Origin of the sequence: Pseudomonas sp. NPDC089530 (assembly GCF_050280705.1) — a bacterium.
Lineage (GTDB): Bacteria > Pseudomonadota > Gammaproteobacteria > Pseudomonadales > Pseudomonadaceae > Aquipseudomonas.
This window is the reverse complement of the sequence record NZ_JBNNVU010000019.1, coordinates 13,262-39,639: the sequence shown is the minus strand read 5'-3', so window position 1 is coordinate 39,639 and position 26,378 is coordinate 13,262. Positions and strand designations below refer to the sequence as shown.

31 protein-coding genes are annotated in these 26,378 nt (G+C 61.7%); 27 read left to right on the top strand and 4 right to left on the bottom strand.

What is annotated here, in order from left to right; genetic code table 11:
- Window positions 1–3: 3 nt before the first annotated feature.
- From ACQKQA_RS10375 to ACQKQA_RS10250, 26 genes are all read left to right on the top strand, one after another.
- Window positions 4–345 carry a type III secretion protein gene (locus tag ACQKQA_RS10375; RefSeq protein WP_427556413.1) on the top strand — a complete coding sequence of 114 codons (342 nt, stop codon included), beginning with the start codon at window positions 4–6 and terminating at the stop codon, window positions 343–345.
- Window positions 329–2,455 (top strand): type III secretion system export apparatus subunit SctV, encoded by a 2,127-nt coding sequence (gene sctV / locus ACQKQA_RS10370; RefSeq protein ID WP_427556410.1) that lies wholly within the window; start codon window positions 329–331, stop codon window positions 2,453–2,455. Before ACQKQA_RS10375 ends, sctV begins: the two co-directional genes overlap by 17 nt.
- Entirely contained in the window at window positions 2,452–2,886 is a 435-nt protein-coding gene (locus ACQKQA_RS10365) for an LcrR family type III secretion system chaperone (RefSeq protein ID WP_427556408.1), read from the top strand. The genes sctV and ACQKQA_RS10365 overlap by 4 nt, the downstream gene beginning before the upstream one ends.
- A gap of 42 nt (window positions 2,887–2,928) precedes the next feature.
- Entirely contained in the window at window positions 2,929–3,207 is a 279-nt protein-coding gene (locus ACQKQA_RS10360) for an LcrG family type III secretion system chaperone (protein WP_427556405.1), read from the top strand.
- Window positions 3,208–3,216: 9 nt separating this feature from the next.
- Window positions 3,217–4,149, top strand: coding sequence for a virulence-associated V antigen (locus ACQKQA_RS10355; protein ID WP_427556402.1), 933 nt, complete (start codon window positions 3,217–3,219; stop codon window positions 4,147–4,149).
- A gap of 9 nt (window positions 4,150–4,158) precedes the next feature.
- Window positions 4,159–4,665, top strand: coding sequence for a SycD/LcrH family type III secretion system chaperone (locus ACQKQA_RS10350; protein ID WP_427556399.1), 507 nt, complete (start codon window positions 4,159–4,161; stop codon window positions 4,663–4,665).
- A complete protein-coding gene (sctE, locus tag ACQKQA_RS10345; protein ID WP_427556396.1) occupies window positions 4,646–5,812 on the top strand; it encodes a type III secretion system translocon subunit SctE in 1,167 nt (388 codons plus the stop codon). Before ACQKQA_RS10350 ends, sctE begins: the two co-directional genes overlap by 20 nt.
- An 11-nt stretch (window positions 5,813–5,823) precedes the next feature.
- Complete coding sequence (locus ACQKQA_RS10340; RefSeq protein WP_427556394.1) at window positions 5,824–6,714, top strand: YopD family type III secretion system translocon subunit; 891 nt, start codon at window positions 5,824–5,826, stop codon at window positions 6,712–6,714.
- Between the two features lie 123 nt (window positions 6,715–6,837).
- A complete protein-coding gene (locus ACQKQA_RS10335) occupies window positions 6,838–7,281 on the top strand; it encodes a type III secretion system chaperone (protein ID WP_427556392.1) in 444 nt (147 codons plus the stop codon).
- An 8-nt stretch (window positions 7,282–7,289) separates the two neighbouring features.
- On the top strand, window positions 7,290–7,535 hold the full coding sequence (locus ACQKQA_RS10330) for a T3SS regulon translocated regulator ExsE family protein (RefSeq protein ID WP_427556389.1): 246 nt from the start codon (window positions 7,290–7,292) through the stop codon (window positions 7,533–7,535).
- Window positions 7,532–7,948 (top strand): YscW family type III secretion system pilotin, encoded by a 417-nt coding sequence (locus tag ACQKQA_RS10325; protein ID WP_427556386.1) that lies wholly within the window; start codon window positions 7,532–7,534, stop codon window positions 7,946–7,948. The genes ACQKQA_RS10330 and ACQKQA_RS10325 overlap by 4 nt, the downstream gene beginning before the upstream one ends.
- A 256-nt stretch (window positions 7,949–8,204) precedes the next feature.
- A complete protein-coding gene (locus ACQKQA_RS10320; protein WP_427556384.1) occupies window positions 8,205–9,020 on the top strand; it encodes a helix-turn-helix transcriptional regulator in 816 nt (271 codons plus the stop codon).
- Window positions 9,021–9,138: 118 nt separating this feature from the next.
- Window positions 9,139–9,972, top strand: coding sequence for a T3SS regulon anti-activator ExsD domain-containing protein (locus tag ACQKQA_RS10315; RefSeq protein ID WP_427556381.1), 834 nt, complete (start codon window positions 9,139–9,141; stop codon window positions 9,970–9,972).
- 22 nt (window positions 9,973–9,994) lie between these two features.
- Window positions 9,995–10,417: a YscB family type III secretion system chaperone gene (locus ACQKQA_RS10310; RefSeq protein ID WP_427556378.1), complete on the top strand. Its 423-nt coding sequence runs from the start codon at window positions 9,995–9,997 to the stop codon at window positions 10,415–10,417.
- Complete coding sequence (gene sctC, locus ACQKQA_RS10305; protein ID WP_427556375.1) at window positions 10,405–12,231, top strand: type III secretion system outer membrane ring subunit SctC; 1,827 nt, start codon at window positions 10,405–10,407, stop codon at window positions 12,229–12,231. The genes ACQKQA_RS10310 and sctC overlap by 13 nt, the downstream gene beginning before the upstream one ends.
- Before the next feature lies 1 nt (window position 12,232).
- Window positions 12,233–13,537, top strand: coding sequence for a type III secretion system inner membrane ring subunit SctD (gene sctD, locus ACQKQA_RS10300; RefSeq protein ID WP_427556372.1), 1,305 nt, complete (start codon window positions 12,233–12,235; stop codon window positions 13,535–13,537).
- Window positions 13,500–13,706 (top strand): EscE/YscE/SsaE family type III secretion system needle protein co-chaperone, encoded by a 207-nt coding sequence (locus ACQKQA_RS10295; protein WP_427556369.1) that lies wholly within the window; start codon window positions 13,500–13,502, stop codon window positions 13,704–13,706. The genes sctD and ACQKQA_RS10295 overlap by 38 nt, the downstream gene beginning before the upstream one ends.
- On the top strand, window positions 13,706–13,960 hold the full coding sequence (gene sctF, locus ACQKQA_RS10290) for a type III secretion system needle filament subunit SctF (RefSeq protein ID WP_427556366.1): 255 nt from the start codon (window positions 13,706–13,708) through the stop codon (window positions 13,958–13,960). The genes ACQKQA_RS10295 and sctF overlap by 1 nt, the downstream gene beginning before the upstream one ends.
- A complete protein-coding gene (locus ACQKQA_RS10285) occupies window positions 13,960–14,313 on the top strand; it encodes a YscG family type III secretion system chaperone (RefSeq protein WP_427556363.1) in 354 nt (117 codons plus the stop codon). The genes sctF and ACQKQA_RS10285 overlap by 1 nt, the downstream gene beginning before the upstream one ends.
- Window positions 14,310–14,891, top strand: a complete 582-nt coding sequence (locus ACQKQA_RS10280) for a YopR family T3SS polymerization control protein (protein ID WP_427556360.1) — start codon at window positions 14,310–14,312, stop codon at window positions 14,889–14,891. Before ACQKQA_RS10285 ends, ACQKQA_RS10280 begins: the two co-directional genes overlap by 4 nt.
- Entirely contained in the window at window positions 14,891–15,229 is a 339-nt protein-coding gene (gene sctI / locus ACQKQA_RS10275; protein WP_427556357.1) for a type III secretion system inner rod subunit SctI, read from the top strand. Before ACQKQA_RS10280 ends, sctI begins: the two co-directional genes overlap by 1 nt.
- Window positions 15,226–15,975, top strand: coding sequence for a type III secretion system inner membrane ring lipoprotein SctJ (gene sctJ, locus ACQKQA_RS10270; protein ID WP_427556557.1), 750 nt, complete (start codon window positions 15,226–15,228; stop codon window positions 15,973–15,975). Before sctI ends, sctJ begins: the two co-directional genes overlap by 4 nt.
- A complete protein-coding gene (locus tag ACQKQA_RS10265) occupies window positions 15,975–16,616 on the top strand; it encodes a Yop proteins translocation protein K (RefSeq protein ID WP_427556355.1) in 642 nt (213 codons plus the stop codon). Before sctJ ends, ACQKQA_RS10265 begins: the two co-directional genes overlap by 1 nt.
- The gene (locus ACQKQA_RS10260) at window positions 16,595–17,257 is read left to right on the top strand and encodes an HrpE/YscL family type III secretion apparatus protein (RefSeq protein ID WP_427556352.1); all 663 of its coding nucleotides are present in this window, start codon (window positions 16,595–16,597) and stop codon (window positions 17,255–17,257) included. Before ACQKQA_RS10265 ends, ACQKQA_RS10260 begins: the two co-directional genes overlap by 22 nt.
- A 110-nt stretch (window positions 17,258–17,367) precedes the next feature.
- Window positions 17,368–19,407 (top strand): patatin-like phospholipase family protein, encoded by a 2,040-nt coding sequence (locus ACQKQA_RS10255; protein ID WP_427556350.1) that lies wholly within the window; start codon window positions 17,368–17,370, stop codon window positions 19,405–19,407.
- Between the two features lie 5 nt (window positions 19,408–19,412).
- A complete protein-coding gene (locus tag ACQKQA_RS10250; protein WP_427556347.1) occupies window positions 19,413–19,823 on the top strand; it encodes a CesT family type III secretion system chaperone in 411 nt (136 codons plus the stop codon).
- 338 nt (window positions 19,824–20,161) lie between these two features.
- Here the strand turns inward: ACQKQA_RS10250 and ACQKQA_RS10245 are convergent, their stop codons facing one another.
- Together ACQKQA_RS10245 and fabF are read right to left on the bottom strand one after the other, a co-directional pair.
- Window positions 20,162–21,970, bottom strand: coding sequence for a calcium-binding protein (locus tag ACQKQA_RS10245; RefSeq protein WP_427556344.1), 1,809 nt, complete (start codon window positions 21,968–21,970; stop codon window positions 20,162–20,164).
- 353 nt (window positions 21,971–22,323) lie between these two features.
- Window positions 22,324–23,592: a beta-ketoacyl-ACP synthase II gene (fabF, locus tag ACQKQA_RS10240; RefSeq protein ID WP_427556342.1), complete on the bottom strand. Its 1,269-nt coding sequence runs from the start codon at window positions 23,590–23,592 to the stop codon at window positions 22,324–22,326.
- Window positions 23,593–23,708: 116 nt separating this feature from the next.
- On the opposite strand from fabF, the gene ACQKQA_RS10235 reads away from it, so the two are divergent.
- Window positions 23,709–24,203: a winged helix-turn-helix transcriptional regulator gene (locus ACQKQA_RS10235; RefSeq protein WP_427556339.1), complete on the top strand. Its 495-nt coding sequence runs from the start codon at window positions 23,709–23,711 to the stop codon at window positions 24,201–24,203.
- 47 nt (window positions 24,204–24,250) lie between these two features.
- Here ACQKQA_RS10235 and ACQKQA_RS10230 read toward each other — a convergent pair whose 3' ends face one another.
- Both ACQKQA_RS10230 and ACQKQA_RS10225 read right to left on the bottom strand, forming a co-directional pair.
- Entirely contained in the window at window positions 24,251–24,664 is a 414-nt protein-coding gene (locus ACQKQA_RS10230) for a VOC family protein (RefSeq protein ID WP_427556337.1), read from the bottom strand.
- Between the two features lie 217 nt (window positions 24,665–24,881).
- Window positions 24,882–26,345: a GDL motif peptide-associated radical SAM/SPASM maturase gene (locus ACQKQA_RS10225; RefSeq protein ID WP_427556334.1), complete on the bottom strand. Its 1,464-nt coding sequence runs from the start codon at window positions 26,343–26,345 to the stop codon at window positions 24,882–24,884.
- Between the last annotated feature and the right edge of the window lie 33 nt (window positions 26,346–26,378).

The window sequence follows — 26,378 nt, the reverse complement described above, 5'->3', positions numbered from 1 at the left end:
CCCATGATGTTGAAACCGGTACAGCACAACCTGCTGCTACTGCTTGGCTGGCTACAGCTGCAGTGCGGCCAGCCAGGTCGTGCGCGGATATTCCTCGAGGCCTTGCTGGTCGCTGAACCGGCTCACCGCCAGGCGCGTCGGGCGTTGGTGGTGGCGTTGTTGCAACTGGAAGAGGGCGAGCTGGCCGAGCGTCAGTGCGACCGCTTGCTGGCCGAGGGCGAGGACGACCTGGCGCTGTGGGGCTGTGTCAGTCGTGCCTGCCAGCTACAGGGGCGAATCGCCGATGCACGCGTCGCTTTCGAACGGTTCTTGAGCCAGCGGGAGTCCCATGAAGGAGCTCTCTGAATTTCTGAGGCGGGTGGGCGAGCGCCAGGACATCATGCTGGCGGTGATGCTGCTGGCCGTCGTGTTCATGATGATCCTGCCGCTGCCGCCTTTCCTGCTGGACATCCTGATCGCGATCAACATCACGGTGTCCGTGGTGTTGCTGATGATGTCGGTCTACATCAGCTCCCCGTTGCAGTTCTCGGTGTTCCCGGCGGTGTTGTTGATTACCACGTTGTTCCGGCTGGCGTTGTCGGTCAGTACCACGCGGATGATTCTGCTGGAGGCCGACGCCGGCCAGATCGTCTACACGTTCGGCAACTTTGTCGTGGGCGGCAACCTGGTGGTGGGCGGCATCATCTTTCTGATCATCACCATTGTGCAGTTCCTGGTGATCACCAAAGGCGCCGAACGCGTCGCCGAAGTGAGTGCGCGGTTCTCCCTGGATGCCATGCCCGGCAAGCAGATGAGTATCGACGGCGACATGCGGGCTGGCGTCATCGACGTCAACGAGGCGCGTGACCGGCGGGCGGTGATCGAGAAAGAGAGCCAGATGTTCGGCTCGATGGACGGCGCGATGAAGTTCGTCAAAGGCGATGCGATTGCCGGCCTGATCATCATCTTCATCAACATACTGGCGGGTATCACCATCGGCGTGACCCAGAAGGGCTTGAGCGCAGGCGATGCGTTGCAGCTCTATTCGGTGCTGACCATCGGCGATGGCATGGTCAGCCAGGTGCCGGCCCTGTTGATCGCCATCACGGCCGGGATCATCGTGACCCGGGACTCGTCGGACGGCACCTCGGACCTGGGCAATGACATCGGCAACCAGGTCGTGGCACAGCCCAAGGCACTGCTGATCGGCTGTGTGCTGCTGGTGTTGTTCGGGCTGATTCCGGGGTTTCCGACCGTGACCTTCCTGCTGCTGGCGGCACTGGTGGGTGGGGGCGGTTACTTCATGCTGTTGCGTCAGCGCGGGCTGGCGGCCGAGGACAATCCCAGGGACTTGCCGACCTTGTTGGCGCAAGGCGCGGGCGCTGCATCGTCGGCCAAGCCCAAAGCCAAGCCGTCGGGCAGCAAACCCAAGGGCTCGCGGCTGGGGGACAAGGAAGAGTTCGCCATGACCGTGCCTCTGTTGATCGATGTGGATGCGAGCATGCAGCAGGAGCTGGAAGCGTTCGCCCTCAATGACGAGCTGGTGCGGGTGCGGCGTGCGCTCTACCTGGATTTTGGCGTGCCGTTTCCGGGTATCCACCTGCGCTTCAATGAAGGCTTGAAGGACGGCGAGTACCTGATTCAGCTGCAAGAGGTGCCGGTGGCCCGTGGACGCTTGCGCAGTGCGCGGTTGCTGGTGCAGGAACGGGCCAGCCAGTTGGAACTGATTGGCGTGCCGTTCGAAGAGGGCGAACCGGTGCTGCCGGGCCAGCCGACGTTGTGGGTCGGAGCCGAGCATGAGGGGCGGCTGCAGCGTTCCGGTTGCGCGTTTCTGAGCATGGACCAGGTACTGACCTGGCACCTGTCCCACGTGTTGCGCGAGTACGCTGAAGACTTCATCGGTATCCAGGAAACCCGTTACCTGCTGGAGCAGATGGAGCACAGCTATTCGGAGCTGGTGAAGGAGGCCCAGCGCATCATTCCCTTGCAGCGCATGACCGAAATTCTCCAGCGCCTGGTGGGCGAGGACATCTCGATCCGCAATCTGCGGGCGATTCTGGAGGCCATGGTGGAATGGGGTCAGAAAGAGAAGGATGTGGTGCAACTGACCGAGTACATCCGCAGCAGCCTCAAGCGCTACATCTGCTACAAATATTCGAGCGGCAACAACATCCTGCCGGCCTATCTGCTGGACCAACTGGTGGAAGAGCAGATCCGCGGAGGTATCCGCCAGACCAGTGCCGGCAGCTATCTGGCGCTGGACCCGGCCGTCACCCAATCCTTCCTCGAACAAGTCCGGCAGACCGTCGGCGACCTCTCGCAGATGCAGAGCAAGCCGGTGCTGATCGTTTCGATGGACATCCGCCGCTACGTGCGCAAGCTGATCGAAGGCGACTACTACGGCTTGCCGGTGCTCTCGTATCAGGAGCTGACCCAGCAGATCAACATCCAGCCGTTGGGCCGGGTTTCGTTATGACCCGCGACCCGCTGACCGACTGGCTGCAGGCGCGGGGTCATGACATCCATCCGCACTTTCTGCGCCAGAGCGCACTGCCGCTGGGCTGGAAGTTTGTGCATGGCGGATGCGAACTGGCCTGGCGCTGTGAAGGCTCGCGGGTCTGGATCGTCATGCTGCGCCGTACCGAGGGGCGCCATGGCCTGGGCAATTCCTTTGCGGCGCTGTATGTGCTGGCCGATGCGGTCCTCGCGGTGCTGGGGCCGCAGGCGTGCCTGTACGGCCAGGTGCAGGCGATGGCGGGCAGCCCGTTGGAGGGGGCGCGGATGGCGCGTTTCTATCGCCATTGGACCGGTGCCGCCGAACCGCAGCCCGGTTGGTTCGAATTGGCGGCCGGGCGAGTGTGTTCGCTGCAATCAATGAGAAAACGACAAAAAATCGACCGTGCCTGACAGGAAGCCAGGCGCCCTGTCCCTACTATAGGAGCCATGGATATGCACGATGAAACCTACGCCAAAACCCTACAGGCTGCCGAGCAGGCCATCGAGGACAACGAACATCGTGCGCGCTTGCTCACGGAAATGTGGGAGGGGCTCGGGTTGCCCGACGAGGTCTGTGGCCGGGTCTTTCGGTCACGGGATCAGGCGCTGGTCCAGATAGCGGAACAGGAACTGTTGCAGGAAGTGCAACGGATGCGGATCAACCGTCCACCGGTTGCCGATGAAGGAAAACGACTGCGTCGTCCCGCATCGATGCGTGGACTTCTGGTGTAAGGAACCCTTATGGATATCAGGCTTTACCGGCAAGACCTGTCGGCTTTTCTGGGCGAATTGCAGAAAGCTCCCGACGACCAACTGCGCGGGCGCGACACCGAAGCCCTCAAGGCGCTCAAGGAGCTGCTCGGCAGTCGCAATGTCACCTTTACCCATGACGGGCGGACCTTGTCGCAAGCCCAGGTCGAAAAGCTGTTGGCTTACTTTCTGCCGCCCAAGCCGAACACCACGGGCGGGCTGTACGAGCTGCAGGTCAAGTCTGGGGTCGACTCGGTCAAGCAACTGATCAACCAGTACGCCGATGCGAAACCGGGACAGCCTTGGCCGTTGAAAGAGTTCCTGGCCAAGGCGCATTTCGGGCTGACTGGTGACCGGATCGACGATGACGTCCGGGGCGTTTACGAAGAGGTCCTGCTGATACAGGACGGCAAGCGCACCGCGCTACGCGATGACCTCAAGCTGCTGACTGCCGAACTCAACATCTACAGCAAGATCCAGTCGCAGATCAACGCGAATCTGGCCGCCAAAAAAGAGATCGAAATCGAGCCTGGACTCAACCTGTTCGATCGCACCCTGTACGGTTACCCCGACGACAAGACCTGGCAGGACAGCGCGGAACACGCACTGCTGACGGGGCTCGATACCTACCGTGCCGGCAACCCGCTGAGCATCAAGAGTTTCCTCAGTGGCTCACCGAAGGAAAGCGGTGCGATGAAGCCTGGTGACTTGCTCAACAAGTATGAGTTCAAGGACGAGAACAACCCCATCGCCAACTTCGCCACGACGGTGGGCGACCGCTCCCGACCGATCAACGACAAAGTCAGTGAAAAAACCACGCTGTTGAACGATGTCAGCTCTCGCTACAACTCGGCCATCGAGGCCTTGAATCGCTTCGTTCAGAAGTACGACAGCATGATGCGCGACATTTTAAATGCCATATAGGAACGGTTGATGAGCCAGCAAGAACACGATGTGTCTGAGGAATACGAGAAGGAGCTGGAGGCGTTTTTGCGCGATGGCGGCACGCTGGCCATGCTCAAGAACATCTCCAGCGACAGCCTGGAGCAGCTCTATTCCCTGGCGTTCAATCAATACCAGGCCGGCAAGTGGGACGACGCCCACAAGATCTTTCAATCGCTGTGCATGCTCGATCACTACGACGTCCGGTTCTTCCTGGGCCTGGGGGCATGCCGGCAGGCCATGGGGCAGTTTGAGCAGGCATTGCAGAGCTTCAGTTATGGCGCGCTGATCGACATCAACGAGCCCAGATTCCCGTTTCATGCTGGCGAGTGTCACCTGCAACTGGGTGACCTCGACGGGGCCGAGAGTGGCTTCTACTCGGCTCAGGCCTTGGCCGCAGCACAGCCGGCGCATTCGGTTTTGGCCGAACGTGCCGGCGCCATGTTGGAAGCCGTATTAGCGAGAAAGGATCAACACCATGAATCCGATAGCGTTTGATCGCGTTGCGCTGGCCACGGGGAGCGTTTTTGCGAACGACCCGGTGGTCCCGCCGCGCAATGACCGAGGGGGGGATGCGCTCACGGTCACCCGGGTCGAGGCGGATGGCCGCCCGGCTGCTCCGTCTCAAGGTGTACAACTGACAGCGCCGTTGGCGGCCAGTCAGCAGCGTCTGGAGGCCAGCACCCGGGCGGACATCAACCGCCTGGTGCAGTCCGTGCGTCAGGACACTGGGCTGGCCCAGCGGTTTATCGCCGAAACCGCACGGCTTGGGGTGGCGCGGCTCAGCTCGGTGGAGGATTTCGAGATTGAACTGGCCAAGCTGACCGGTGAGCTGGAGTCCACGCAGAAGAAGCTCAAGCTTGAAGAAATCAAGCAGGCGCGTGAGCAGAACCTGCAAAAGATGGAAGAAAACCAGAAGAAGATCAAAGAGTCGACCGAGGCTGCGAAAGAAGCCCAGAAGTCGGGTCTGGTGAGCAAGATTTTTGGCTGGATCAGCGCCATTGCCTCGATCATCGTCGGTGCAATCATGGTCGCGACGGGCGTCGGCGCGGCCGCTGGTGCACTGATGATCGCGGGTGGCGTCATGGGCGTCGTTTCCCAGTCGGTACAGCAAGCGGCAAAAGACGGATTGATCAGCAAAGAAGTGATGGAAAAGCTCGGACCGGCTCTGATGGGGATTGAAATCGCCGTCGCCGTGATCGCTGCGGTAGCCAGTTTTGGGGGGGCTGCCGCTGGGGCAGTCGCCAAGTTGGGGGCGAAGATCGGTGGCAAGGCTGCCGAACTCACTGCCAGCCTCGCCAGTAAAGTGGCGGATTTGGGGAGCAAGTTCGGCAATGTCGCGAGCCAGTCGATTTCTCATGGCGCCAAGCTTGGCGTGCAGATTTCCGATGTGACCCTGGATGTCGCCAACGGTGTGGCGCAAACCACCAACTCGGCGCTGCAAGCCAAGGCCGCGGACAAACAGGCCGATGCCCTGGAGGCGCGTTCCCAGCTCACCCAGTTCCAGACGGTCCTGGACAAACTCAAGGAAGAACTCAGCCGCATGGTCGAGTCCTTTTTGCAGGTCATGGAGTTGATTTTCCAGATGATCAATGCAAAGGGCGACAGCCTGCATAACCTATCCAGCCGTCCTGCGGCTATCTGAGGAGCACATCAATGAACATTGACAAAGGTTATGCCGCTCAAGGGACAAACCCGATCGGCAACCCCCAGCCATTGGAAGAAAAACAGCCGGCAGCAAAGGGCGAAACGGTCCACAGCCCGGGCATGACCCCGGTTGGCGAACCGAAGAAGGGGCAGGGTGTCGACCTGCCTGAGCCGCGCCAGAGGCTCAACGCTGGCGGTCTGGGCAAGGTCAGCAGTGAACTCGATGGCAGCGTGGAGTTGATGGTGCTGCTGTTTCGCATCGCGCAGAAGGCCCGCGAGCTGGGGATCATGCAGCGTGACAGCGAGAACACTTCGATCATCAATGCGCAGAAATCCCAGGTGGACGAAATGCGCAGCGGTTCCAAGCTGATGATCGCCATGGCGGTGATCTCCGGGGTGATGGCCGTAGGGTCGGCGATTACCGGTGCCATTGGTGCGATCAAGAACGGTAAGGCGATCAGCCAGGAAAAAATGCTGGAGAAAAACATCGCCGGGCGCAACGAACTGATCGACGCGAAGATGCAATCGCTGGGCAAGACTTCGGACGCCGATCGCACCGAAATCGGCAAGATCTGGGCCAAGGACCAGGCGGCGGACACCAGTACGCTCAAGCTGGTCGGGCAGGGTGTGGATAATCGCAATGCCAAGCTGCAAAGCATCAATAGCGTGAATCAGGCGCTCGGGCAGATGGCCAGCACCTCGGTGCAAGTCGAGCAAACCGATATCCAGGCCAATGCCAAGGAAGATGAAGTCAAAGCGTCGGTTGGCCAGAGCGAAAAGCAGAAGGTCGAAGACCAGTTGAGCTACAACGCCAACTTCATGAAAGAGATGCTGCAGTTGCTCCAGCAGTACACCCAGAACCACAACCAGGCGTGGCGTGCTGCCGCAGGCGTCGCCTGATGTGATTTTGTTGTAGGAAAAAAGCCGCAGTGATGTGGCTTTTTTCTTAAAAGAAAAGCCCGTCAGTGACAAAAACCCGGTATGGCCGGGTGCTAGCATTTGCCCGGCTCGAGGAGACATTGCATGGATTTGAGTATCAGGGTCAATCGACTGCTTGCCGAGTTTGCCAATCGCAGTGGCCTTCCCGCTTTGTCACTGGATGAAGAAGGGGTAGCAAGCCTGCTGTTTGATGATCAGTTGGGCGTGACGCTGGTATTGCTGGCCGGACGTGAGCGACTGGTCATGGAAGCGGATGTGGCGGGAATCGAAACCTTCGGCGACAAAATCTTCCGTCAGCTGGCGAGTTTCAATCGACGCTGGTATCGCTTCGACCTGCATTTTGGTTTTGACGAGGAGTCGGGCATGGTGCAGTTGTACGCCCAGATTCCAGCGGTCGAATTGACCCTGGAAAGCTTCGAGACCACCTTGGCCAATTTGCTCGATCACGCCGAGTTCTGGCAGCAATTGCTGCCTGGACATGACAGTGCCGCCCAGGCGATATCCAGACCCGCCGGTATGAGGGTTTAAGCAGAGCCATGAAGATAGACAGCGCTGGCATTCCACCAGCAGCCACGATCGACCGTGCACAGGTGCCTGGAAGCTTTGCCGGACGCTCGCTCAGTCAGGTGTCCAGCCGTCAGGAGGGGGTTGCCAGTGTCGCTGAGCTGGGGCGTTGGTTGGCGACGCAGGTAGGTGCGGATCAACAGAGTGAGCGACAGCTGCAGCGATTGGTCGATGGCGATACCGTCCCTCTTTATGAGCGTCGGGTTCGTCAACCATGATGAGGGCGCTGCTATGCAGCGTTTTTTTGGCCTTGGGCGGCTGTGTCAGTGTGCCGCCAATGGCCGTGAACAAGATCGATATCGGGGGGCAGGTGCGCGCACCATCGCCGGTCACGCGCCCGGCCTATGTGAGTGTGCGGCTCTATGTCTTGAGCGCAGGGCAACCGCGGCTGATTGCGCAGACCCGCTACCGGGTGACGGCGCTGCCACTGCGCTTTGCTTTTCGTTTGGCGCCGGAACAGGTGGCCGGTGATGGACTGTTGCTGCGCAGCGAACTGACCTGGTCCGATGAGGGGCCTGTCCAGGCTCGAACTTGGCAACCTGCGGTGCCCGGTAACGATATGGATGTGCGTCTTGGGCCGTTGCCTTGTTATCCGAAGTGCGCTGTTTCGGTGGTGCCGGAACGCCTCTAAAATACTTTGTATCAATATTTATCTTATTGAAGCCGGTGAGTACTCTGATAATTCGACGGCTATATAAAAATAGCGAGGTTTTCATTAAATAAGAGTAATTAGCCTAATTTAAGGTGAGTCATTCTCGTTAATGGTAACTGTCGTTTAATTCATCATCGTTCATAGCGTCACGCAGTAGTGCGTAGAGGGGCGTTTTCGTACGGCGTCTGCCTGGGCGGCGTACAAACGGTATATGCAGGTTCGGGGTCACTATTATATGCAAGGTGCCAGCACACTTGGCTGGAAACAGATAAAGCTGTGCCGATGGTCTATCCCAACGTTTGAGTTTGTATCGAACTGCGAAGAGGGGATTTATATCCTTGTCGAGGGACAGCTCATGGTTCAGGACTGTAATGTGACACTTTGTCTCATGCCGGGCGAACTAGTTTTTGCTCGCAGAGGTAACTATGTCGTGAGTACGGGCGACCATGATTGTCGCTTGCTCTGGATCCCGTTGTCGGTTGATTTTCTGCAGAACTTCATTCAGCGTTTCGGTGCTCTATTGAGCGAGGTAGAGCGTTGGGAGGGGCCGGGGGTCAGTCTCATCGCGTTCGCCAGTACGCCGTTGTTGGCCAATTGCGTCAAGGGGCTTGAAGGGCTGCTGGTGCATGAGCATCCGACCATGCTGGAGTTGTTGCGGGTTGAAGAGTTGTTGATGTTGTTTGCCTTCAGCCCCCAGGGGCCGGCGCTGATGTCGGTGTTGCGCCAGCAGAGCAGTCGGCACGTCGAAAGATTGCAGGCCTTCATGGAACAGCACTATCTCAAGGAATGGCGGCTCAACGAGTTTTCTCGGGAGTTCGGCATGGGGTTGACGACGTTCAAAGAGTTGTTTGGTTCGGTCTATGGGGTCTCTCCTCGGGCGTGGATCAGCGAGCGGCGTATCCTGTACGCCCACCATTTACTGCTCAACAGTGAGATGAGTATCGTGGACATCGCGATGGAAAGCGGCTTTTCCAGTCAGTCCTACTTTACCCAGAGCTATCGTCGCCGTTTCGGGTGTACACCCAGCCGTTCGAGGCAGGGAAAAGAATAGCGCCGGACTAAAAAAAAATGACGTTTTTTGCAAGTTTGGTCCGTTGCCCCTCAGTAAGATTGGTCGCAGGGAAAGACGCTGACGGGTGTGCTACGAAACAAGATAGTCAAGGCAGAGAATGAGCCAGGAAGACCATAATCAAACCTCCCAAGCAGGCATTTTTGCTGGTCGTCGGGTGTCCGTAGTGGGTCAGGATGCCCGCTCTCGGGGCAGAACCGCAGGTTGTATATCAGGCAGTGTGTATCGTGAATCGGGAATCATCAGCGCGCGACAGTTGACCTTGTTGCAGCGCCTGCTGTCGCGTGTGCAGCTGGAGCAGCTGTTCCAGTCCAGCTGGCTGCAACAGCGCCTGGCTCGCGGAATGGCGCTTGAGCGCGGGGACCTTCACCTGGTGCTGCGCCAGGCCGCCGCCCAAGGTAACGACTGGTGTAGCCGGCTGGGCGACCGAATCAACCTGGCCTCGCCCCAGGCCATGATCGACTGGGTCCTGCTACCCGTATACGGCTGGTGGGAAAGCCTGTTCGACGAAGCGATCCCCCATTGGCGCTCTGCGCTGATCGAGTACGAAACCCAGGCCCGCCAATTGCGGATCAAGGCTGAGTTCTGGCGTCAGGTGGGCGAAGCCGATTCGCAGCTGGTGCAGCAAGAGTTGGCCAACATTGCCCGCTGCCAGGCCAAGACTGAAGCGGACACCGCGAACATGGTCCGCACGCTGAGCGCCATCTCCGAGCGTGCCAGAGAAGCCTGGCCCAACTGGCATCAGGGCATGGCCGTGTTGCTGGCCGATGGCAAGCTCGACGGCTTCGCGCCCGTGCCGGTGGTGCTGGCCTCCCTGTGGGAGCCGCTGGCCAAACTTGACGAGGACGCGCACGCCGCGGACTCCGTACAGCACTGGTTGCATGAACGCAGCCTGTGCCAGGCCCACGACCACTTTTACTGGCAGAGCCCCTGACTGCCGGACACGCCGAGGAACCATGGAACATTTACTGACTGGATTGGCCGCACGAACGGGCCAAGGGCCTTTTGTGGCCGATGAAACAGGTCGCTACCACTTGCGGATCGACGGCCATAGCCTGTTTTTGCAGTGTCAGGGTGCTGACCTTGTGCTATCCAGCCCGTTGAACTGGCAGGTTCAGGGCCAATCTCCGGCGGATCGCGAGGTGTTGTTGAACCTGCTGGGCCAGGTCACCCGTTGGAGCCGACGTCATCCCCAGGCGTTGGCGACGGACGAACAGTCAAACCTGATGCTTGAGGCGCGCCTGGAGCTGGGCGTCCTTGAACTCGACGAACTTGAGCGGGCGCTGGCGGCTCAGGTCGGGATTCTGGAAACGATCAAGCCGCAGCTGCTGCGTGCAGGCCTGGAACCTCAGTGGAAACAAACTTTATGGCGTCCCTGAGAGTCTCGCGGTGCTTGTGCCTGGTCTTTGCATTGGCCCTGACCGGGACGGTTCAAGGTCAGGATCTGGACTGGCCCGCCATCCCCTACAACTACGTCGCCCAGGGCGAAAACCTGCGGGATGTGCTGGCCAATTTCGGCGCCAACTACGACGGCTCGGTGATTGTCAGCGACAAGGTCAACGATCAGGTCAGCGGGCGCTTCGACCTCAAGGACCCGCAGTCCTTTCTGCAGCTGATGGCCTCGCTCTACAACCTCATCTGGTACTACGACGGGGCTGTTCTGTATGTATTCAAATCCACCGAAATGCAGTCGCGGCTGGTCAAGCTGGAACAGGTCAGCGAAACCGAGTTGAGGCAGGCGCTGGAAGCGGCGGGTGTCTGGGAACCGCGTTTTGGCTGGCGACCGGACACAAGCGGGCGGCTGGTGTATGTCTCCGGCCCTTCGCGTTACCTGGACCTGGTGGAGCAAACCGCCATGGCCCTGGAACAGCAGCATGCGCTGCGCACTGAGAAGACCGGCGACCTGGCCGTGGAAGTCTTTCCGCTCAAGTACGCGGTCGCCGAGGATCGACGGATCAAGTACCGCGAAGACGACATCGACGCGCCGGGCGTGGCGACGATCCTGGCCCGGGTGCTGGGTGACGCCAATGTGGTGTCGGTCGACGGCGGGCAGGACAGCCCGCAGTTGCCGGCACAGTCCGGGCGCGCGGTGGTGCAGGCCGAGCCCTCGCTCAATGCCATCGTCGTGCGCGATACCAAGGACCGCATGCCGATGTACCGGCGCTTGATCGAAGCGCTGGATCGTCCGTCGGCACGGATCGAGGTCGGGTTGTCGATTGTCGACATCAACGCGGAAAACCTCGCCGAACTGGGGGTGGACTGGCGCGTCGGCATCAGCGTTGGCCAGCGCCAGTTGATCGACATCCGCACCACCAGCCAGAACCTCGGCGGTCAGGGCCAGGGCCAGGGCACCACGCGAGAGGCCGGCGCCAGCCTGGTCGACAGTCGCGGTCTGGATTACCTGTTGGCCCGAATCACCTTGTTGCAGAGCCAGGGTCGCGCCCAGGTCGGCTCGCGGCCGACCGTGCTGACCCAGGAAAATACCCTGGCGGTGATCGACCACAGCGAGACCTACTACGTCAAAGTCGTCGGCGAGCGGGTGGCTGAGCTCAAACCCATCACCTACGGCACCATGCTGAAGCTGACGCCGCGCGTCATCCAGTTGGGTGACAAACCGGAAATCAGCCTCAGCCTGCACATCGAAGACGGCAATCAGAAACCCAACAGCACCGGGGTGGACGGCATTCCCACCATTGCCCGCACCGTGGTCGATACCGTAGCGCGGGTGGGGCATGGCCAGAGCCTGTTGATCGGCGGTATCTACCGCGACGAACTCAACGAATCCATGCGCAAGGTGCCGTTGCTCGGCGACATTCCCTACCTGGGAGCGTTGTTTCGTTTCAAGTCCAACTTCACCCGTCGTTCGGTACGGCTGTTTTTGATTGAGCCGCGGCTGATCGACAACGGTGTCGGCCATTTCGTGGCGTTGGGCAGCAAGCGTGGCTACCTGGATGGGTTGCTCCAGGTGGATGAGCTGTCGAACCAGAGTCTGTCGTTGCAGAAACTGCTCGGCACGTCGCAGTGCCAGGGGCTGAGCCAGGCCCGCGAGCTCCAGCAGATACTGGCGTTGAACGGTAAGGATTCGTCGCTGTCTGCGTGCAGCCTGGGCAACGACACCACCGGTTGGCGCATTGCCGAAGGTGCCTGCGTCGAAGGCGTTGACCAGTGCGTCCGCGCGCCGAAGAAGCCCTGACATGAGCTGGAAAATCCGCTTTTACAGTGGCCTCAATCAAGGGGTCGAAGTGCCGCTGGCCGAAGGCCGGGTGGTGATCGGTTCCGACCCGTTGCAAGCCGATCTGGTGTTGGTCGACGAGGGCATTGCGCCGGTCCATCTGGTGCTGGATGTCGACCCGCAAGGCGTGCGCCTGTTGGAGTGGGCCGAGGGTAATCAGCCGCTTCAGGAGGGCCAGCCGTTGGCCGGCGGCAGCGCGTTGCAGGCGCTGGTCCGGCAGGCCTGCGGGCCGTTGCTGTGGGCCTATTGTGCCCAGGAGCGACAGTTTTCCGAACAATTGCCCCTGGCCGCCAGCCCTCAGGAGCGCCGCGCGGTGGTGCCCCGGGCCCATTGGGGCGGGCGACTGATGCTTGGGGTCAGCGTGGTGTTGCTGGTCGGTGTGGTCGGTTTGCTCGGCGCCCCGTGGTCGGCGGGCAGCGGCGGCATGACCGGCGAGGACCCGGTCGTGGCCTTGCGCGGTTTTCTGCGTGAACGCCAGTTTCAGCATGTGCAGGTCGGCGAGCGGCAGGGCAGCGGCAATGTTCCGCTCACCGGTTACCTGGAAGACAACCGCGCGCGGCTGGCGTTACAGCAGTACCTGGAGCACAGCGGCCTGACCTATCGGCTCGACGTTCGCAGCATGGAAGAGATTCGTCAGGGGGTGGAATTCATCCTGCAGAAATTCGGTTACCGCCAGGTGCGCACCGCCAATGGGGATCAGCCCGGCTGGATTCGTCTGACCGGCGAACTGGCGCTGGAGGACGAGCACTGGTTGCAGATCGAAAGCCTGCTCAAGGCCGACGTGCCGGGGTTGCTGGGCGTGGAGAATCGCGTTCGGCTGGCGGGCTCGCACCTCAAGCGGCTCGACCGGATGCTCGCCGATTTCGGGCTCGAAGCGGCGCTGGCCTACCAGGACAAAGGCGAGCGCATCGAGTTGCGCGGGCAACTGGATGAGGCTCAGCTCAATGAGTTCTACAAGTTACAGCGCGAATTCCGTCAGGAGTTCGGCACGCGTCCGACGCTGGATCTGGTGAGCCGCAACAAGCGCGGCAGCACCGATGAGCTGGAGTTCATGGTGCGTTCGGTGTCCTTCGGAAAAGTGCCGTATGTGGTGCTGGGTGACGGTCAGAAATACCCGGTCGATGCGTCGACTCCGCAAGGCGTGAGGGTGCTGGCAATCAATGCCGACGCCGTGATCGTCAGCCGCGGCAAACAACAATTCATCATCAATCTCAAGGGAGAGCCACTCAATGATGACGGCTTTGGAGGAGCGTCTGTGCGCCGCTGACGTGGACTTTGAACGGCAGGTGCGCGCGCAACTGGAACAGGCCCAGGCCAGCAGCAAGCGCCGCTTGATGGGCGGCGGCGATCCGCAGCAATACCGGCAATGGCAGATGGAAGCCCAGGCAGTCGAGGCCGCCATCAGCATTCTCAACACCCTCAAGGGAGCTTCGTGATGGCATCGATCTTTACCAATGACAGCAGCGTCAACACCCTCGACAAAGTCGCGGAAAACCTCAAGGAACAGGCCAACAAAGCCAACAAGGAAGTCGGCGATGCCATCGCCGCCCTCAAGGATTCCGCAGACAACCCGGCGCTGTTGGCCGAACTGCAGCACAAGCTCAACAAGTGGTCGGTGATCTACAACATCAACTCGACTGTCACCCGTTCGATGAGAGACCTGATGCAGGGCATCCTGCAGAAAATCTGATGATGGACAGTTCATTGAAAGGGCTGATGGCAGAACTAGCCCTGGCCGGTAGCGGCCATCACTGCCACGAAGAAGCCCAGCAGATTGCGAGCTGGCTGGAGCAGGTCGAGGGGCAGGAGGAGGCCGCGTGCCTGATCCGTCTCTCCAGCCTGATGAACCAGGGGCACTATCAACAGGCACTGGCACTGGGCGAAGGCCAGCCCTGGCCGGCACTGGCGCCGTGGCTGGCGTTGTGTGAGTGGCGGCTGGGGTTGGGTACGGCACTGGACCGGCGCCTGGCCGAGCTGGCGGCGAGCGACGACCCTCGGCTGGTGCAGTTCGCCCTCGGTATGCGTGATCCGGAGGGACCATGAACCGGATCGACTCGTCGCTTTCGCAACTGCCGCCACACCATGGGCCGGATGCACGGCCCGGGGCGCCAGTCGAGCCCGGTCAGGCGCATGCCTTCGAGGCGGCGATGAAAAGCCCACCGGTGTCGCCCAAATCGGCACCCACCGATGCCCCCTTGCAGCTCTGGTTGCAAGGTGCGGACCTGACGACGGCGCTGGCGGGCATGGACCCTCGGCAACAGCGCGAAACCGTCTGGAAATGGTATCGCCAGGACCTGCCGGCCTCGGCTGAGGGGCGTCGTGACGAGCTGCGCAACTGGTTGATGCAAGGCCTGTCGGACCGTTTGCTGGTGCGTTTCCCGGAGCAACAGCTGGGGCTCGAGCAGGACCGTCTGGCGCTCAAGGACCTGCTCAAGGAGCAGGCGCCGTTTGGCAAGCAGCAGGAAACGCTATTGCTCAACGTGCTGGGCGAGATCAAGGGGGTCGAGGGCAGTGATTACCTGGCGACCCTCGTGCGCCGCGAGTTGCAGATCCTGATTCCCACGAACGCAATGATCGAAAACTTGATGCGCTTCACCCACTCACCCGACCTGGAGTCGTGATGGACGTTAATCAGATAAGTCAGGCCGCTGTCACCAGTCTCGATGAGCTCAAGGCACCCCAGGCCAGTGCCGGGCAAATCGCCGATTTCGAGCAAGCGATGGGCAAGGGCGCCGAGAGCCTGGGCGGCAACCTGCTCAATGAAATCGGACAAATCAAAGAACGTTTTTCCCAGGCCAAGCATGACCTTGAGGTCGAGCTCTCGACCCCCGGCGATGACCCCAGCAGCCTGATGCAGATGCAGTGGTCGTTGATGCGCATCAGCATGCAGGAGGAGCTGATAGCCAAGACGGTCGGGCGCATGAGTCAGAACGTCGAAACGCTGATGAAAACCCAATAAGGTGTTGCGTGAAGAGACTCAATCGAATCCTGATGGTGTTGACCGTATTGCTGCTCGCCGGTTGCAAGGTCGAACTCTATGCCGGCATCAGCCAGAAAGAAGGCAACGAAATGCTCGCGTTGCTGCGCACGGAAGGGATCTGGGCGATGAAGCAACCCGACAAGGACGGCAAGATCAAATTACTGGTCGAGGAGTCCGATATCGCCGAGGCCATCGATGCGCTCAAGCGCAAGGGGTATCCGCGCGAGAGCTTTTCCACGCTCAAGGATGTGTTCCCCAAAGAGGGGTTGATCTCTTCGCCGGTCGAGGAGCGAGCCAGGCTCAATTACGCGAAGGCTCAGGAAATCTCCCGGACCCTGTCGGAAATCGACGGCGTATTGGTGGCCCGGGTTCATGTGGTGCTGCCCGAAGAGCGCGACGGTCTGGGCAAGAAGTCTTCGCCGGCCTCGGCGTCGGTGTTCATCAAGCACGCGGCGGACATCCAGCTCGACGCTTACATTCCGCAAATCAAGCAACTGGTGAATAACGGCATCGAAGGCCTGAGTTACGACCGTATCAGCGTGGTGCTGGTGCCTTCGGCCGATGTCCGGCAGGTCCCGCTCGCCCCGCGTTATGACACGGTGTTCTCGATTCAGGTGACAGAGGAGTCCCGCGGTCGGTTGCTGGGGTTGTTCGGGTTGCTGATCGCGCTGCTGTTGGTCAGCAACCTCGGCCAGTACTTGTGGCAGCGCGGCAGGTTTTCGTGATGACGCTGTTGCTGACGCCCTACCAATTGAGGTTTTGCCCGGCCCGTTACATCCACCTCACGCACGTTCCGCCTGCGTTGACGAGGCTGGCCGACACGCTCGGCCATTGGCGTCGACACAGCAGGATCAATGCCTGGCTGTTGGCTGAGTGCCAGCTGGACATCGAGTATGAGTTGCCGCCGACACTCGGTGGCCTGGCGTTCTTTGAGCAGGCCGCGCTGGAGAAGACACTCGGTTATCTGGGCGCGCTGCTGCATGGCCACGCCATTCGCCAGGTGCTGGACGCAACCAGCCTGCGACGGGTTCACGCCGCGATTGGCGAGGCCGGGCATCGTTACTGCCTGGAGCAACTGGAACTGAGCATCGGCCCCTGGCCGGACGGCTGGCAGCAACCGTTGCCTGAAGGCGAGCTCGGTGATTGCTTTCGCCAGCGCGCACTGGCGTTCTGGCTGCTGGCCTGCGGTGACGTGCAGCCAGGATTTGCCCGCCGCCTCACCTTGCGCCTGACGCATTCCGAATCCCGGTTATCCGAGCCTGCGATGCAGTGGACGGTGAGCCGCAGCCAGCGCCCGTTGGCCCAGGCGTTGTGCCTGAAAATCGCCCGACAAGTGAGCCCGCAATGCTTCCATTTATTGAAATAAAAGCCTCTGAAGTCCGACTGGCGCCGGATCAGGTCCTGCTGCGCAGTGCCGACTATCAGGACTACCTGACGGCGGGCGAACTGGTCGAAGTCGCCCGCAAGCGTGCCGAGGACATCGAGCAGGCGGCCCACGACGTCTACGAGCAACAGAAGGCGCTGGGCTGGCAGGCCGGTGTCGAAGAAGCGCGCAAGTGTCAGGCCACGCTGATTCAGGAGACGCTGTTGCAGTGTCATCACTACTACCGCGAGGTCGAGCGGCAGATGGGCGACGTGGTGCTGCAAGCGGTGCGCAAAATTCTCCAGGACTACGACAACATCGAGCTGACGTTACAGGTGACGCAACAGGCGCTGTCGTTGGTCAGCAACCAGAAGCAGGTGATCCTGCATGTGCATCCGGATCAGGTGCCTGAGGTGCGCGAGCAGATTTCCCGGGTGCTCAAGGACTTCCCGGAGGTGGGCTATGTCGAGGTCATCGCCGACGCGCGGCTGGACCAGGGCGGCAGCATCCTGGAGACCGAGATCGGCATCATCGATGCGAGTGTCGACGGCCAGTTGGCTGCCCTGGAAGCGGCCTTGAAGCAAACCTGGATGCAGGGCGGCCGAGCTTCTGCGTCATCGATTGGCGGCCCGATCGAGGAGTGATTGCGTGAAGTTCTAAATTGATAAAAATGCGCCCGATATTGGAAAAAGCAAAAAAACCATTCACTTAGTATTTGCTCCAGGAAAGAACCTACGTTCTACAGGAGCCTTTTATGCACATTCAGTCGTCAGTCAACCCGCTTGCAGGTGCCAGCCAGCCGCAGGAAGTCACACCACCAAAGGATCAACAACCGGCCAAGGCTACGTTGTCCACGGACCCTGTGGGGCAAGGCCTGACGGCGGCGCTCAAGAGCACGATCGGCGTCGCGGTCAGCGCGCAACTGCCGGATATCGGCCGTGCGAGCCTGGTGAAACCGCAGCCTGAAGGCGCGTCGCAACTGATCGCCGAAGGCGCGGGACAGCGGCACGTCACGCTGCGCAGTTTCGAGAACGGCGTCACCGAGGTGCAGCTGAGCCGGCCACCCCTGACCAGCCTGGTCCTCAGTGGCGGGGGAGCCAAAGGCGCGGCGTATCCGGGGGCGATTTCGGCGCTTGAAAACAAGGGGGCTCTGGAAGGTATCAAGAGCATTTCCGGCTCTTCTGCCGGGGCCATCACTGCTGCATTGTTGTCGTCCGGCATGAACGCCAGTTCGTTCAAGAATCTGTCGGACGGCATGGACCTGATTTCCCTGCTCGACAGCGGCAACAGCTTCCAGAAGAAAATCCAGCATGCGGTTTCCGCCACCGGAACCCTGATGACCGGGGGCAAGCTGGGGGTGGTCGGCAGCATCATTCGCTTGCTCTACAACATCCTTCCTCGCCTGGGCTCCGAAGCCGCGCCGTTGGAGAAAGTCCTGCGCACGGAGTCCAGCAAGTCTGTGCTGAACCAGATCGCGGCGCATCCCGAGGTCGCCCGGCAACCCGCCGTCAGCGCCATTTCGCAAAAACTGGAGAAGGGCGGCGTGGTGACCTTCGGCGACCTGGCTGTGCTCAGCAAGCAGATCCCGCAGATCAAGGAACTGAACATCACCGCCACGGCAATGTTTGAAGGGCGTCCGCAGTTGGTCGTGTTCAATAGCGAACTGACTCCCGACATGGACATCGCCCGCGCCGCACACATCTCCGGCTCGTTCCCGATTGTGTTCAAGCAGATGGGGGAAACTAGCCATCCGTTCCAGGAACAGGGCGAGCGTACGTTCTTCCAGGATGGCGGCGTCATGCTCAACGTCCCGGTACCGGAGATGATCAATCGGCAGTTCGCGAGCAGCCCGTTGCGTCAGGCCGACAACCTCATTCTCAAGTTTCCCGAGGAGGCGGTCGCCGAGCAGGGTCCCGGCAAAGGCTCCTTGAACTTGAAGGAATGGGTCGTGGGGGCGCCGTTGGGAGCGCAAGCGGCCTTGCAGGAACGGGGGCTTGCCGCGTTCGAAGACCAGACGGTGGTGGTGCCGCTCAAGACCGAGTCGGGCGATTACAGTGGCATGCTCAGCGGAACCCTGAATTTCACCATGCCCGATAACGTCAAGAACGAGCTGCAATCGCTGTTGCAGGATGAAGTCGGCAACCACCTCGACAACCGTTTGCAGGCCCGCGAGGCCCACACGTTTGCCACGATGGAAGGCGCGCTGCTGGCGCTGGACGACGAAATGCTGGCCGGCGTCGCGGCGCAGGACCCGGTTCGCACGGCGGACGTGGTGCAGTTTCGGCGAGCGGCGGCCGAGGCGTTGTCCGAGCTGACGGTGGCCATCGTTTCGGCCGACGAGATGAAGCTGACGGGCGACATGAATTCGGCCTTCGCGCGCCTGGATGCTCTGGCATCGACCCCGGACCGTCAGGCATGGCTGACCAACACGCTGAACAACACGGATAACGTCGATCATCAACGCTTGCTGGGCGCCCTGCGCAGCACGCCCGTGGAGTCGCCGGTGTTGAAGGCGGCGCTCGACGAGATGCGCAAGCGTGATGTGGCGGTGATCGCCGACAACATCCGCAAGGAAGTGATTCTGCCGTCCCTCTACCGGGTCGGGCAGCCGGACTCCAACCTGGCATTGCTGCGTCGCGTCGAGCACAGCCTGATGCGTGCCACCACCCCGGCCCAGATCAATCAGGCGCTGGACGACCTTGCCGACAACTATGGCGCCCGTAACAAACCCTGGAGCAAGCCGCTGAGCTCCACCACCATCGAGATGGCCAAGGCCTGGCGAATCGCGGAGTAAGCCCCATGACGTTGAAGAGCTGGCTGGACCAATGGGACCTGGCGTTGCCATCCGAGGATCAGCACACCTGTCGCCTGCGCATTGGCGAGGGGCCGGAACTGCTGCTGGAGCGGATGCCGGACGGCTGGTTGATCGCCTTGCGCCTGGGCGCGTTGCCCAAGACCCTGCTTCAAGGCGTGGTGCTGCAGTTGTTGCAAGTCAACAGCCCGTTCTCGCCGCTCGCCCCCGTGCGGCTGACGGCTGACGTCGCGGGCGATCTGGTGTTGTGGGTCGAGGCAGGTGAAGGGCAGGCGGATGTCGAGACCTTGAACGCCTGGTACGGCAAGTTGCTTCAGGGCCATGCCTTGTTCAACTCGTTGACGGCGCAGGGGGCGACCCTGTCCGATGCGCCTATGCGCGCTGGGATTTTTGTCTGAACGCACAGCACCGAGTGATCGCGGTTGCCAGTAAAACGCACCAGGCCCCCTGAGGGGGGCGGTGTCATGTCGAGGCTTCGGCAGGACGCAGGTGGCTTTACTTCGAGGCGGGCGCTGCGACGCCGTGGCTTTGTTGCGGGTAGATGAAAAACAGCGCCGTTGTCATGAAAGCCAACATTATTAAAGTGAATAGCGCTTATTCTAAAATCAAACTAAGTAGTTGGCGTGGGTTGAAGAGAGACAGAAGAATGGATGATCAGGAAGGGCCCACCGTAAGGTGGGCCCTTTTTGTTTCCTGCTGGAGCAACACCCTTGGAGGAGGGTGTTGCCATCGAACATCAGACCAGGCTGATCATGTCCGCGCTCAGCTGCGCGGCGTTGAACCCGACCAGGGTGATGCTGCTGTCGCCCGCGACGATCAGGCTGTCGCTGCCTTGTTGGCTGGTGGCGCTGATGACGGCAGCCGCGGAGGCGAACAGGGATTTGGAAAACACCAACTGATCGAATCCGTTCTGGTGAACGTTGAAGTCGGTGATCCGGTCATGGCCGAAGCCGCCCTGGTCGAAGACGAACAGATCGCTGCCGACGCCACCACTGAGGGTGTCGTTGCCCTGGCCGCCCACCAGGATATCGTTGTGCGCGCCGCCGTAGAGTGCGTCGTTGCCAGCGCCGCCGAGCAGGACGTCATTGCCGTCTCCGCCGTGCAGCAGATCGTTGCCGGCGCCCCCGTCAATCAGGTCGTTGCCGCCCTGGCCGAAGATCAGGTCGCGGGCGGCGGTGCCTTTCAGGGTGTCTGCCTGTTGCGTGCCTTCGGTGGCTTTGGCGTAGCTCTTGTCCGAGCCGAACAGGCCTTCGAAATCGAGCTTGCTGCTGGTCACGGTAAAGGCCGGGGTCAAGGTCTGGCCCAGGAGGCTTTCGAACTCGACATGCTCGACGTCATGCAGTTCCTTGAGGCCATAACGTCCGGTGGTGTCGTTGAGAAACAGGCTGCCATCGCTCAGGCGCACGGCTTCGTAGCTGGTGACCGTCCCCTGCAGGAAGACTTTGTCGTCGCCCACGCCGCCGGCGACGATGTCGGTGCCGGTGCTGAGCTTGAAGCTGTCGTTGCCGGCAAATCCGTCGAGGAAGTCGTCGTTCCTGCCGTCCTGCAGCTTGTCCGCGCTGTCCGTGCCGAGGAGAAAGGCCGGAGTGCCGAAGTGGTTGGAGGTGGGGGAGTATTTGTCGCTGACCCAGGTAAAGCCGCGGCTGACCGGGTCGAGGTTGCTGATGACGATGGTGCTGTCGCGCTCGATGTAGTCGTAGAAGGTCGATTGGCCGATGCGCTGGATAGGGTTGATGAAGATGCCTTCCAGGTGCGCCACCCAGCCGTTGGGATTGACCACGGAGAAGGGGCCGTTGGGCCAGGTGGGCAGGGAGTAGACCGTGTCGAATAGCACAATGTTGTCGGTGGTCGAGGTGTAGCTGGCATCACTGCCTTTGAGGGCTGCGAGAATGGCGCCGCTCAGGTCGGTCTGCTCGCCGATGAGCCGGTGCACGATGTCGTTTTCAAAGCCGAAGTTGAAGATGCCATCGCTGTTGCTGGCCTTGGGCGATGCCATGCCGAAGTAGTCCGAATCCTTGAAAAAGCCGCCGGCCAGGTTTTCCCTGCCCAGGTACATGCTGTTGGTCACGGAGCCGCCCTGGCTGTAGCCGGTGACCAGCACATCCTTGCCCGTCAGGTTATGGCCGGTGGCGTAGTTCTTGATCGAGTCGAGCAGGTAGTCATAGCCGTGGATATAGGAGTTGTCGATCATGGCCGGGTATCCCAGCAAGTCCATCGGCGAGTTGGTGCCGGCAATCGAAAAGCCCATTTTGACCAGCTTGCCGCTCTCGTCGTATTGGCCAAATACCTTGGCCTGGGAGCCGGATACGTTTTCGCCCTTGAAGCTGCCTGTCAGGTCGAGGTGGCTGCCGTCGATGCCCAGGTCGCTGGCGCTGATCTCGCGCCAGCCCTTGGGCAGGACAAAGGTGTTGCCTTCGCCCAGGACCGCCCCGGGCAAATGGTAGAGCGCGCCTACCGTCGCTACGCCGCTGGTATAGGTGGCCAGGTTCCAGGCATCTGAAATCAGGACGCGGCCGTCTTGGCCTTTGTAGTCGAAAATCGCCATGGTTCGTTTTCCCTCACAAACTGAAAAGTCATGAAAAAAAAACAAGAGCTGAAGTCTTCTTGTTCTTCTTCGCTCGGATTCCAGGGCCTGGTTAATACGCGCTCCGAAATCTGCGCTCAAGCTACCGATTCAGGCGGAGGGTGTGGGTAGCGTCAGAAAAAGTTGGCACGATCGTCCTGGGAAAAGCCCGATCTGTCCGCTATGGATTCCGGCGTTATTTCGATTCGGTTAGCGGTGCCCAGGGCGTTATTCAGTTGCGTCAGGGCCTTGGGCGGGCGGGTAAAAAAGAGCCCGGGACAAAGGCAAGGCGGGGCCGCGCTCGCCTCGACTCGCCCGGGCATGACAACCCCGCCTTACCCCCAGCGGCGGAACAGCACGCTGGCATTCACCCCGCCAAAGCCGAAGCCATTGGACAAGGCATATTCCATCGCCAAGGGTTGTGCCTGGCCACGAATCAGGTTGAGACCCTCTGCGCTGGCATCGGGGGTTTCCAGGTTGAGGGTGGCGGGGGCGATCTGGTCGCGCAGCGCCAGGACGGTGAAGATCGCTTCGATGCCGCCAGCGGCGCCCAGCAGGTGGCCGGTGGCCGACTTGGTCGAGGCGATGGCCAGTTTGCTGTCACTGCCGAACACGCGCTTGATCGCCGCCAGCTCGCCTTTGTCGCCCACCGGAGTGGAGGTGGCGTGGGCATTCAGGTGCTGCACCTGGGACGGATCGACGCCGGCCTGGCGCAACGCCTGCTGCATGGCCCGGCGGGCGCCGTCGCCGTCTTCGGGGCCGGCGGTCATGTGATAGGCATCGGCGCTGGTGCCGTAGCCCACCAGTTCGGCGATCGGCGTGGCGCCCCGGGCCAGGGCGTGTTCCAGCTCCTCGATGACCAGCAGGCCGGCGCCTTCGCCCATCACGAAACCGTCGCGGGCCTGGTCGAAGGGCCGCGAAGCGCGTTCCGGGGTGTCGTTGAAATCGCTGGACAGGGCGCGCGCGGCGGCGAAGCCGGCGAGGCTGACCCGGTGAATCGTGGCCTCCGTGCCACCGCAGACGGCGACGTCGATTTCCCCGGCCCGAATCATCCGCGCGGCGTCACCGATGGCCTGCACGCCCGCGGCGCAGGCGGTGACCGGCGCCCCCAGCGGCCCCTTGAGACCGTGCTGGATCGACACATGGCCGGCGGCCATATTGCTGAGAAAGGACGGAATGGTGAATGGCGAAAGCCGGCGCGGCCCCTTGCTGTCGGTGGTGCGCACCGCCTCGGCGATGGCCGGGAAGCCGCCCACGCCCGAGGCGATGATGGTGGCGGTACGCTCCTGCTCCTCGGCGGTCCGCGGCGCCCAGCCGGCCTGGGCCAGGGCTTCTTGCGCGGCGGCCAGGGCGAAGAGGATGAAGCGGTCCATCTTGCGCTGCTCCTTGGGCGCCAGCAGCGCGTCCGGATCGAAGCCGGCCTGCGGGTCCTCGAGGCGGTCGGGAACCTGGCCGCCGATGCTGATCGGCAGGTCGCCGACCAGCGCTTCCGGCAGCCGGCGGATGCCCGACTGCCCGGCCAGCAGGCGTTGCCAGATCTGCTCGACGCCGCAGCCCAGCGGGGTCAGTGCGCCCATGCCGGTGACGACAATGCGTTTGTTCATGACCTTTCAGCTCCTTCAACTCGTGTGGGGGTAATTCGCTCTATGGACGTCACTATCATCATGAAAGTAACATGCCCGAACGACAAGTACGCAACAGCGCAAGCCGAGGAACCGCCATGCAACGCAAGACCCTCCTTCACGAAGAATGCCCGATCGCCCGCAGCCTGGAGCGGGTGGGCGAGTGGTGGAGCATCCTGATCATGCGCGACGCCCTGCATGGCCTGCGGCGTTTCGAGGAGTTTTCCCGCAGCCTGGAGATCGCCCCCAACATGCTCACCCGGCGCTTGAATTCCCTGGTCGAGGCCGGGTTGCTGGAGCGCGAGCCCTACAGCCAGCGGCCGCTGCGCTACCAATATGTGCCGACCGCCCGGGGCGAGGATTTCCGGGTGGTGCTGATGGCCTTTGTCGCCTGGGGCAATCGCCATTACGCGCCGGAAGGGGAAAGCGTGCAGATTGTCGAGCGCGCCACGGGGCGGCCGGTGCGGCCGATGATGGCGGACGTCGCCGATGGCCGCCCGGTGCCGCTGGAGCAGTGCACGGTCCAGGCCGGGCCGATGGCCAGCGAAGGCATCCGCCAGCGCCTGGCAGTCCTGCAAACGCGCCAGGCCTGAGGCGCCGCGGGGCTGCGGGGCACCGCTGGGTCAAGGGCGGGCGTCGGTCACTGATCCTTTTCGCAGTTGACCATCCACGAAGCGCCGAAGCGGTCCATCAACATGCCGAAGCGTGCCGCCCAAAAGGTGGCCTCCAGGGGCATCAGGACCGTGCCCTGGTCCGCCAGCGCGGCGAACACCCGTTCGGCCTCGGCGATGCTGTCGACATTCAGCGAGATCGAGCAGCCGTGGATACCCGCGTAAGGCCGGTCGGGGGTGCTGTCCGAACCCATGATGGCCTGGTCGCCCACCACCAGGCGGGTGTGCATGATCAGGTCGTGGCAGGCGGCGGGAACATGGTCGCGGATGGGGCTTTCGCCGAAGGTCATCATCATTTCCAGGGTGCCTTGCAGGCTCTGGGCGTAGAACTTGAAAGCGGCGGCGCAATCGCCGTTGAAGATCAGGTAGGGATTGATTTTCATGCTGGACTCCCGGGTGGACGAAGAGGCGGCGGACATGCCGGATAAGCGTGCCCACGCCTGCAACCAGATGGATTACGACCCTCCTAGCAAAGCCGCAAACCGGCGTGGCAGTGGGCTTGTCTTTAGACGGTTTTCTCATGGACCCGGCGCGGGTTATCGCCATTGATACAAGCCCCGGCGGACCCGCCGCTAGAGCGGCGACGGGTCCCGAGTGGCGCTACATCAGCCGGCTCTGGGGCATGCCCAGCAGGCTCGTCAGGCGGTCCATGATCGCCTGTTGCCGGGCCCGGTCGGCCTGGTAGTCGGCCTGGGCGCTGGCCACGTCGGCCGAGCAGTGCGGGCAGATGACTTCGTGGGCATGGATGTACTGCAGGCAACTGCGGCACAGCGCGAGCTGGGTGGGCAGGCGTCCTTCCTCGGGGGATTTCTGCCCCTGGTTGATCCACGCCAGCTTGATCACCTGGCCGCTGTCGCTGACGCTGCTGATGGTTTCGCCGGTGTCGATGCGTTCGGTGATCAGGTCGAAACGGCCGACCGCGAACGAGGCCTTGGCGGCGTCCTCGAGTTTCACGATGCGTTCGCGCAGGCCTTTTTTCTGCAGGTCCAGGGCGCGGTAGTGGCAGTACGGGTTGTTGCCGGGCTTGCCCAGCAGCGAGTGCGAGGTCCAGGTGCAGCCGCCGCGGCACACGTCGTTGTAGTAGCAGGTGCGGCAATACCCCCAGAGGTCGTCCACCGAGCGCAGGCGGCCGAAATGCATGCCTTCGCTGTAGTGCCAGATGTCGTGCAGGCTCATGTCGCGCACATTGCCGCCGGAGAACCCCACCGTCGCCAGCGACGGGCAACCCTTCACCGTGCCGTCGGCCTCCAGGGCCAGCACCGTCTGCCCGGCGGCGCAGCCGCTCCAGTGCACGCGCTCGTCGCCGAAGCCGCGCCACATGTGTTCGTAAGGGCCGTAATAACCGATGTTGTTGCCGATGTTCATCAGCAGCCCGCGTTCCAGGCCTTCGCGGTAGAGGCGGGCCAGCAACGGCATGACCTCCAGCAGTCGATAGGGTTGCAGCAGCAGTTCCGGGTGATCCACCGCGTTGCCCATGGCCACCGTCAGCTGGATCTGCCAGTGGCTGGCGCCCAGTTCGATGATCAGGTTCATCAGCTCCTCGAGGTCGGGCAGGGTGGCCGCGCCGATCTGCGTGTTGACGCTGACCGCAAGCCCGGCCTGCTTGGCCCGGCGCAGGGTGTCCACGGCCTTGTCGAAGGAGCCGGGAACATTGCGCACGGCGTCATGCAAGGGCGCCAGGCCGTCCAGCGACACCCCCACGCCGTTGAGCCCGGCGTCCACCGCGGCCTGCATCTTCGCCGGGGTGAGGTTGCGCCCGCCGGTCTGGATCGCGCAGTAGATGCCGTGGTCGTGGATGGCCTGGATCAGGCGGGTCCAGTCCTTGCGCAGGTAGGCTTCGCCGCCGATCAGGGTAATTTCCCGGGTGCCGAGGGCGGCGAGGGCGTCGATCACCTCCAGGCATTCCTGGGTGTTCAATTCATCGGGGCGTCGGTGGCCGGCGCGCGAGCCGCAATGCAGGCACTTGAGGTCGCAGGCGAGGGTGATTTCCCAGACCACGTGCACCGGTACATAACGCTTGAGATCGGTTTCGCTGAGGTAGCGGGCGGGGCGATTGGCTGACATGGACAGTCCTTGGGCGCCCACAGGCGCGGCACA

What these genes read in the sequence shown, in the direction of transcription:
- ACQKQA_RS10375 (WP_427556413.1), top strand. Translation starts at nt 4, where the DNA reads ATGATGTTGAAACCGGTACAGCACAACCTGCTGCTACTGCTTGGCTGG.
- sctV (WP_427556410.1), top strand. Translation starts at nt 329, where the DNA reads ATGAAGGAGCTCTCTGAATTTCTGAGGCGGGTGGGCGAGCGCCAGGAC.
- ACQKQA_RS10365 (WP_427556408.1), top strand. Translation starts at nt 2,452, where the DNA reads ATGACCCGCGACCCGCTGACCGACTGGCTGCAGGCGCGGGGTCATGAC.
- ACQKQA_RS10360 (WP_427556405.1), top strand. Translation starts at nt 2,929, where the DNA reads ATGCACGATGAAACCTACGCCAAAACCCTACAGGCTGCCGAGCAGGCC.
- ACQKQA_RS10355 (WP_427556402.1), top strand. Translation starts at nt 3,217, where the DNA reads ATGGATATCAGGCTTTACCGGCAAGACCTGTCGGCTTTTCTGGGCGAA.
- ACQKQA_RS10350 (WP_427556399.1), top strand. Translation starts at nt 4,159, where the DNA reads ATGAGCCAGCAAGAACACGATGTGTCTGAGGAATACGAGAAGGAGCTG.
- sctE (WP_427556396.1), top strand. Translation starts at nt 4,646, where the DNA reads ATGAATCCGATAGCGTTTGATCGCGTTGCGCTGGCCACGGGGAGCGTT.
- ACQKQA_RS10340 (WP_427556394.1), top strand. Translation starts at nt 5,824, where the DNA reads ATGAACATTGACAAAGGTTATGCCGCTCAAGGGACAAACCCGATCGGC.
- ACQKQA_RS10335 (WP_427556392.1), top strand. Translation starts at nt 6,838, where the DNA reads ATGGATTTGAGTATCAGGGTCAATCGACTGCTTGCCGAGTTTGCCAAT.
- ACQKQA_RS10330 (WP_427556389.1), top strand. Translation starts at nt 7,290, where the DNA reads ATGAAGATAGACAGCGCTGGCATTCCACCAGCAGCCACGATCGACCGT.
- ACQKQA_RS10325 (WP_427556386.1), top strand. Translation starts at nt 7,532, where the DNA reads ATGATGAGGGCGCTGCTATGCAGCGTTTTTTTGGCCTTGGGCGGCTGT.
- ACQKQA_RS10320 (WP_427556384.1), top strand. Translation starts at nt 8,205, where the DNA reads ATGCAAGGTGCCAGCACACTTGGCTGGAAACAGATAAAGCTGTGCCGA.
- ACQKQA_RS10315 (WP_427556381.1), top strand. Translation starts at nt 9,139, where the DNA reads ATGAGCCAGGAAGACCATAATCAAACCTCCCAAGCAGGCATTTTTGCT.
- ACQKQA_RS10310 (WP_427556378.1), top strand. Translation starts at nt 9,995, where the DNA reads ATGGAACATTTACTGACTGGATTGGCCGCACGAACGGGCCAAGGGCCT.
- sctC (WP_427556375.1), top strand. Translation starts at nt 10,405, where the DNA reads ATGGCGTCCCTGAGAGTCTCGCGGTGCTTGTGCCTGGTCTTTGCATTG.
- sctD (WP_427556372.1), top strand. Translation starts at nt 12,233, where the DNA reads ATGAGCTGGAAAATCCGCTTTTACAGTGGCCTCAATCAAGGGGTCGAA.
- ACQKQA_RS10295 (WP_427556369.1), top strand. Translation starts at nt 13,500, where the DNA reads ATGATGACGGCTTTGGAGGAGCGTCTGTGCGCCGCTGACGTGGACTTT.
- sctF (WP_427556366.1), top strand. Translation starts at nt 13,706, where the DNA reads ATGGCATCGATCTTTACCAATGACAGCAGCGTCAACACCCTCGACAAA.
- ACQKQA_RS10285 (WP_427556363.1), top strand. Translation starts at nt 13,960, where the DNA reads ATGATGGACAGTTCATTGAAAGGGCTGATGGCAGAACTAGCCCTGGCC.
- ACQKQA_RS10280 (WP_427556360.1), top strand. Translation starts at nt 14,310, where the DNA reads ATGAACCGGATCGACTCGTCGCTTTCGCAACTGCCGCCACACCATGGG.
- sctI (WP_427556357.1), top strand. Translation starts at nt 14,891, where the DNA reads ATGGACGTTAATCAGATAAGTCAGGCCGCTGTCACCAGTCTCGATGAG.
- ACQKQA_RS10265 (WP_427556355.1), top strand. Translation starts at nt 15,975, where the DNA reads ATGACGCTGTTGCTGACGCCCTACCAATTGAGGTTTTGCCCGGCCCGT.
- ACQKQA_RS10260 (WP_427556352.1), top strand. Translation starts at nt 16,595, where the DNA reads ATGCTTCCATTTATTGAAATAAAAGCCTCTGAAGTCCGACTGGCGCCG.
- ACQKQA_RS10255 (WP_427556350.1), top strand. Translation starts at nt 17,368, where the DNA reads ATGCACATTCAGTCGTCAGTCAACCCGCTTGCAGGTGCCAGCCAGCCG.
- ACQKQA_RS10250 (WP_427556347.1), top strand. Translation starts at nt 19,413, where the DNA reads ATGACGTTGAAGAGCTGGCTGGACCAATGGGACCTGGCGTTGCCATCC.
- ACQKQA_RS10245 (WP_427556344.1), bottom strand. Translation starts at nt 21,970, where the DNA reads ATGGCGATTTTCGACTACAAAGGCCAAGACGGCCGCGTCCTGATTTCA.
- fabF (WP_427556342.1), bottom strand. Translation starts at nt 23,592, where the DNA reads ATGAACAAACGCATTGTCGTCACCGGCATGGGCGCACTGACCCCGCTG.
- ACQKQA_RS10235 (WP_427556339.1), top strand. Translation starts at nt 23,709, where the DNA reads ATGCAACGCAAGACCCTCCTTCACGAAGAATGCCCGATCGCCCGCAGC.
- ACQKQA_RS10230 (WP_427556337.1), bottom strand. Translation starts at nt 24,664, where the DNA reads ATGAAAATCAATCCCTACCTGATCTTCAACGGCGATTGCGCCGCCGCT.
- ACQKQA_RS10225 (WP_427556334.1), bottom strand. Translation starts at nt 26,345, where the DNA reads ATGTCAGCCAATCGCCCCGCCCGCTACCTCAGCGAAACCGATCTCAAG.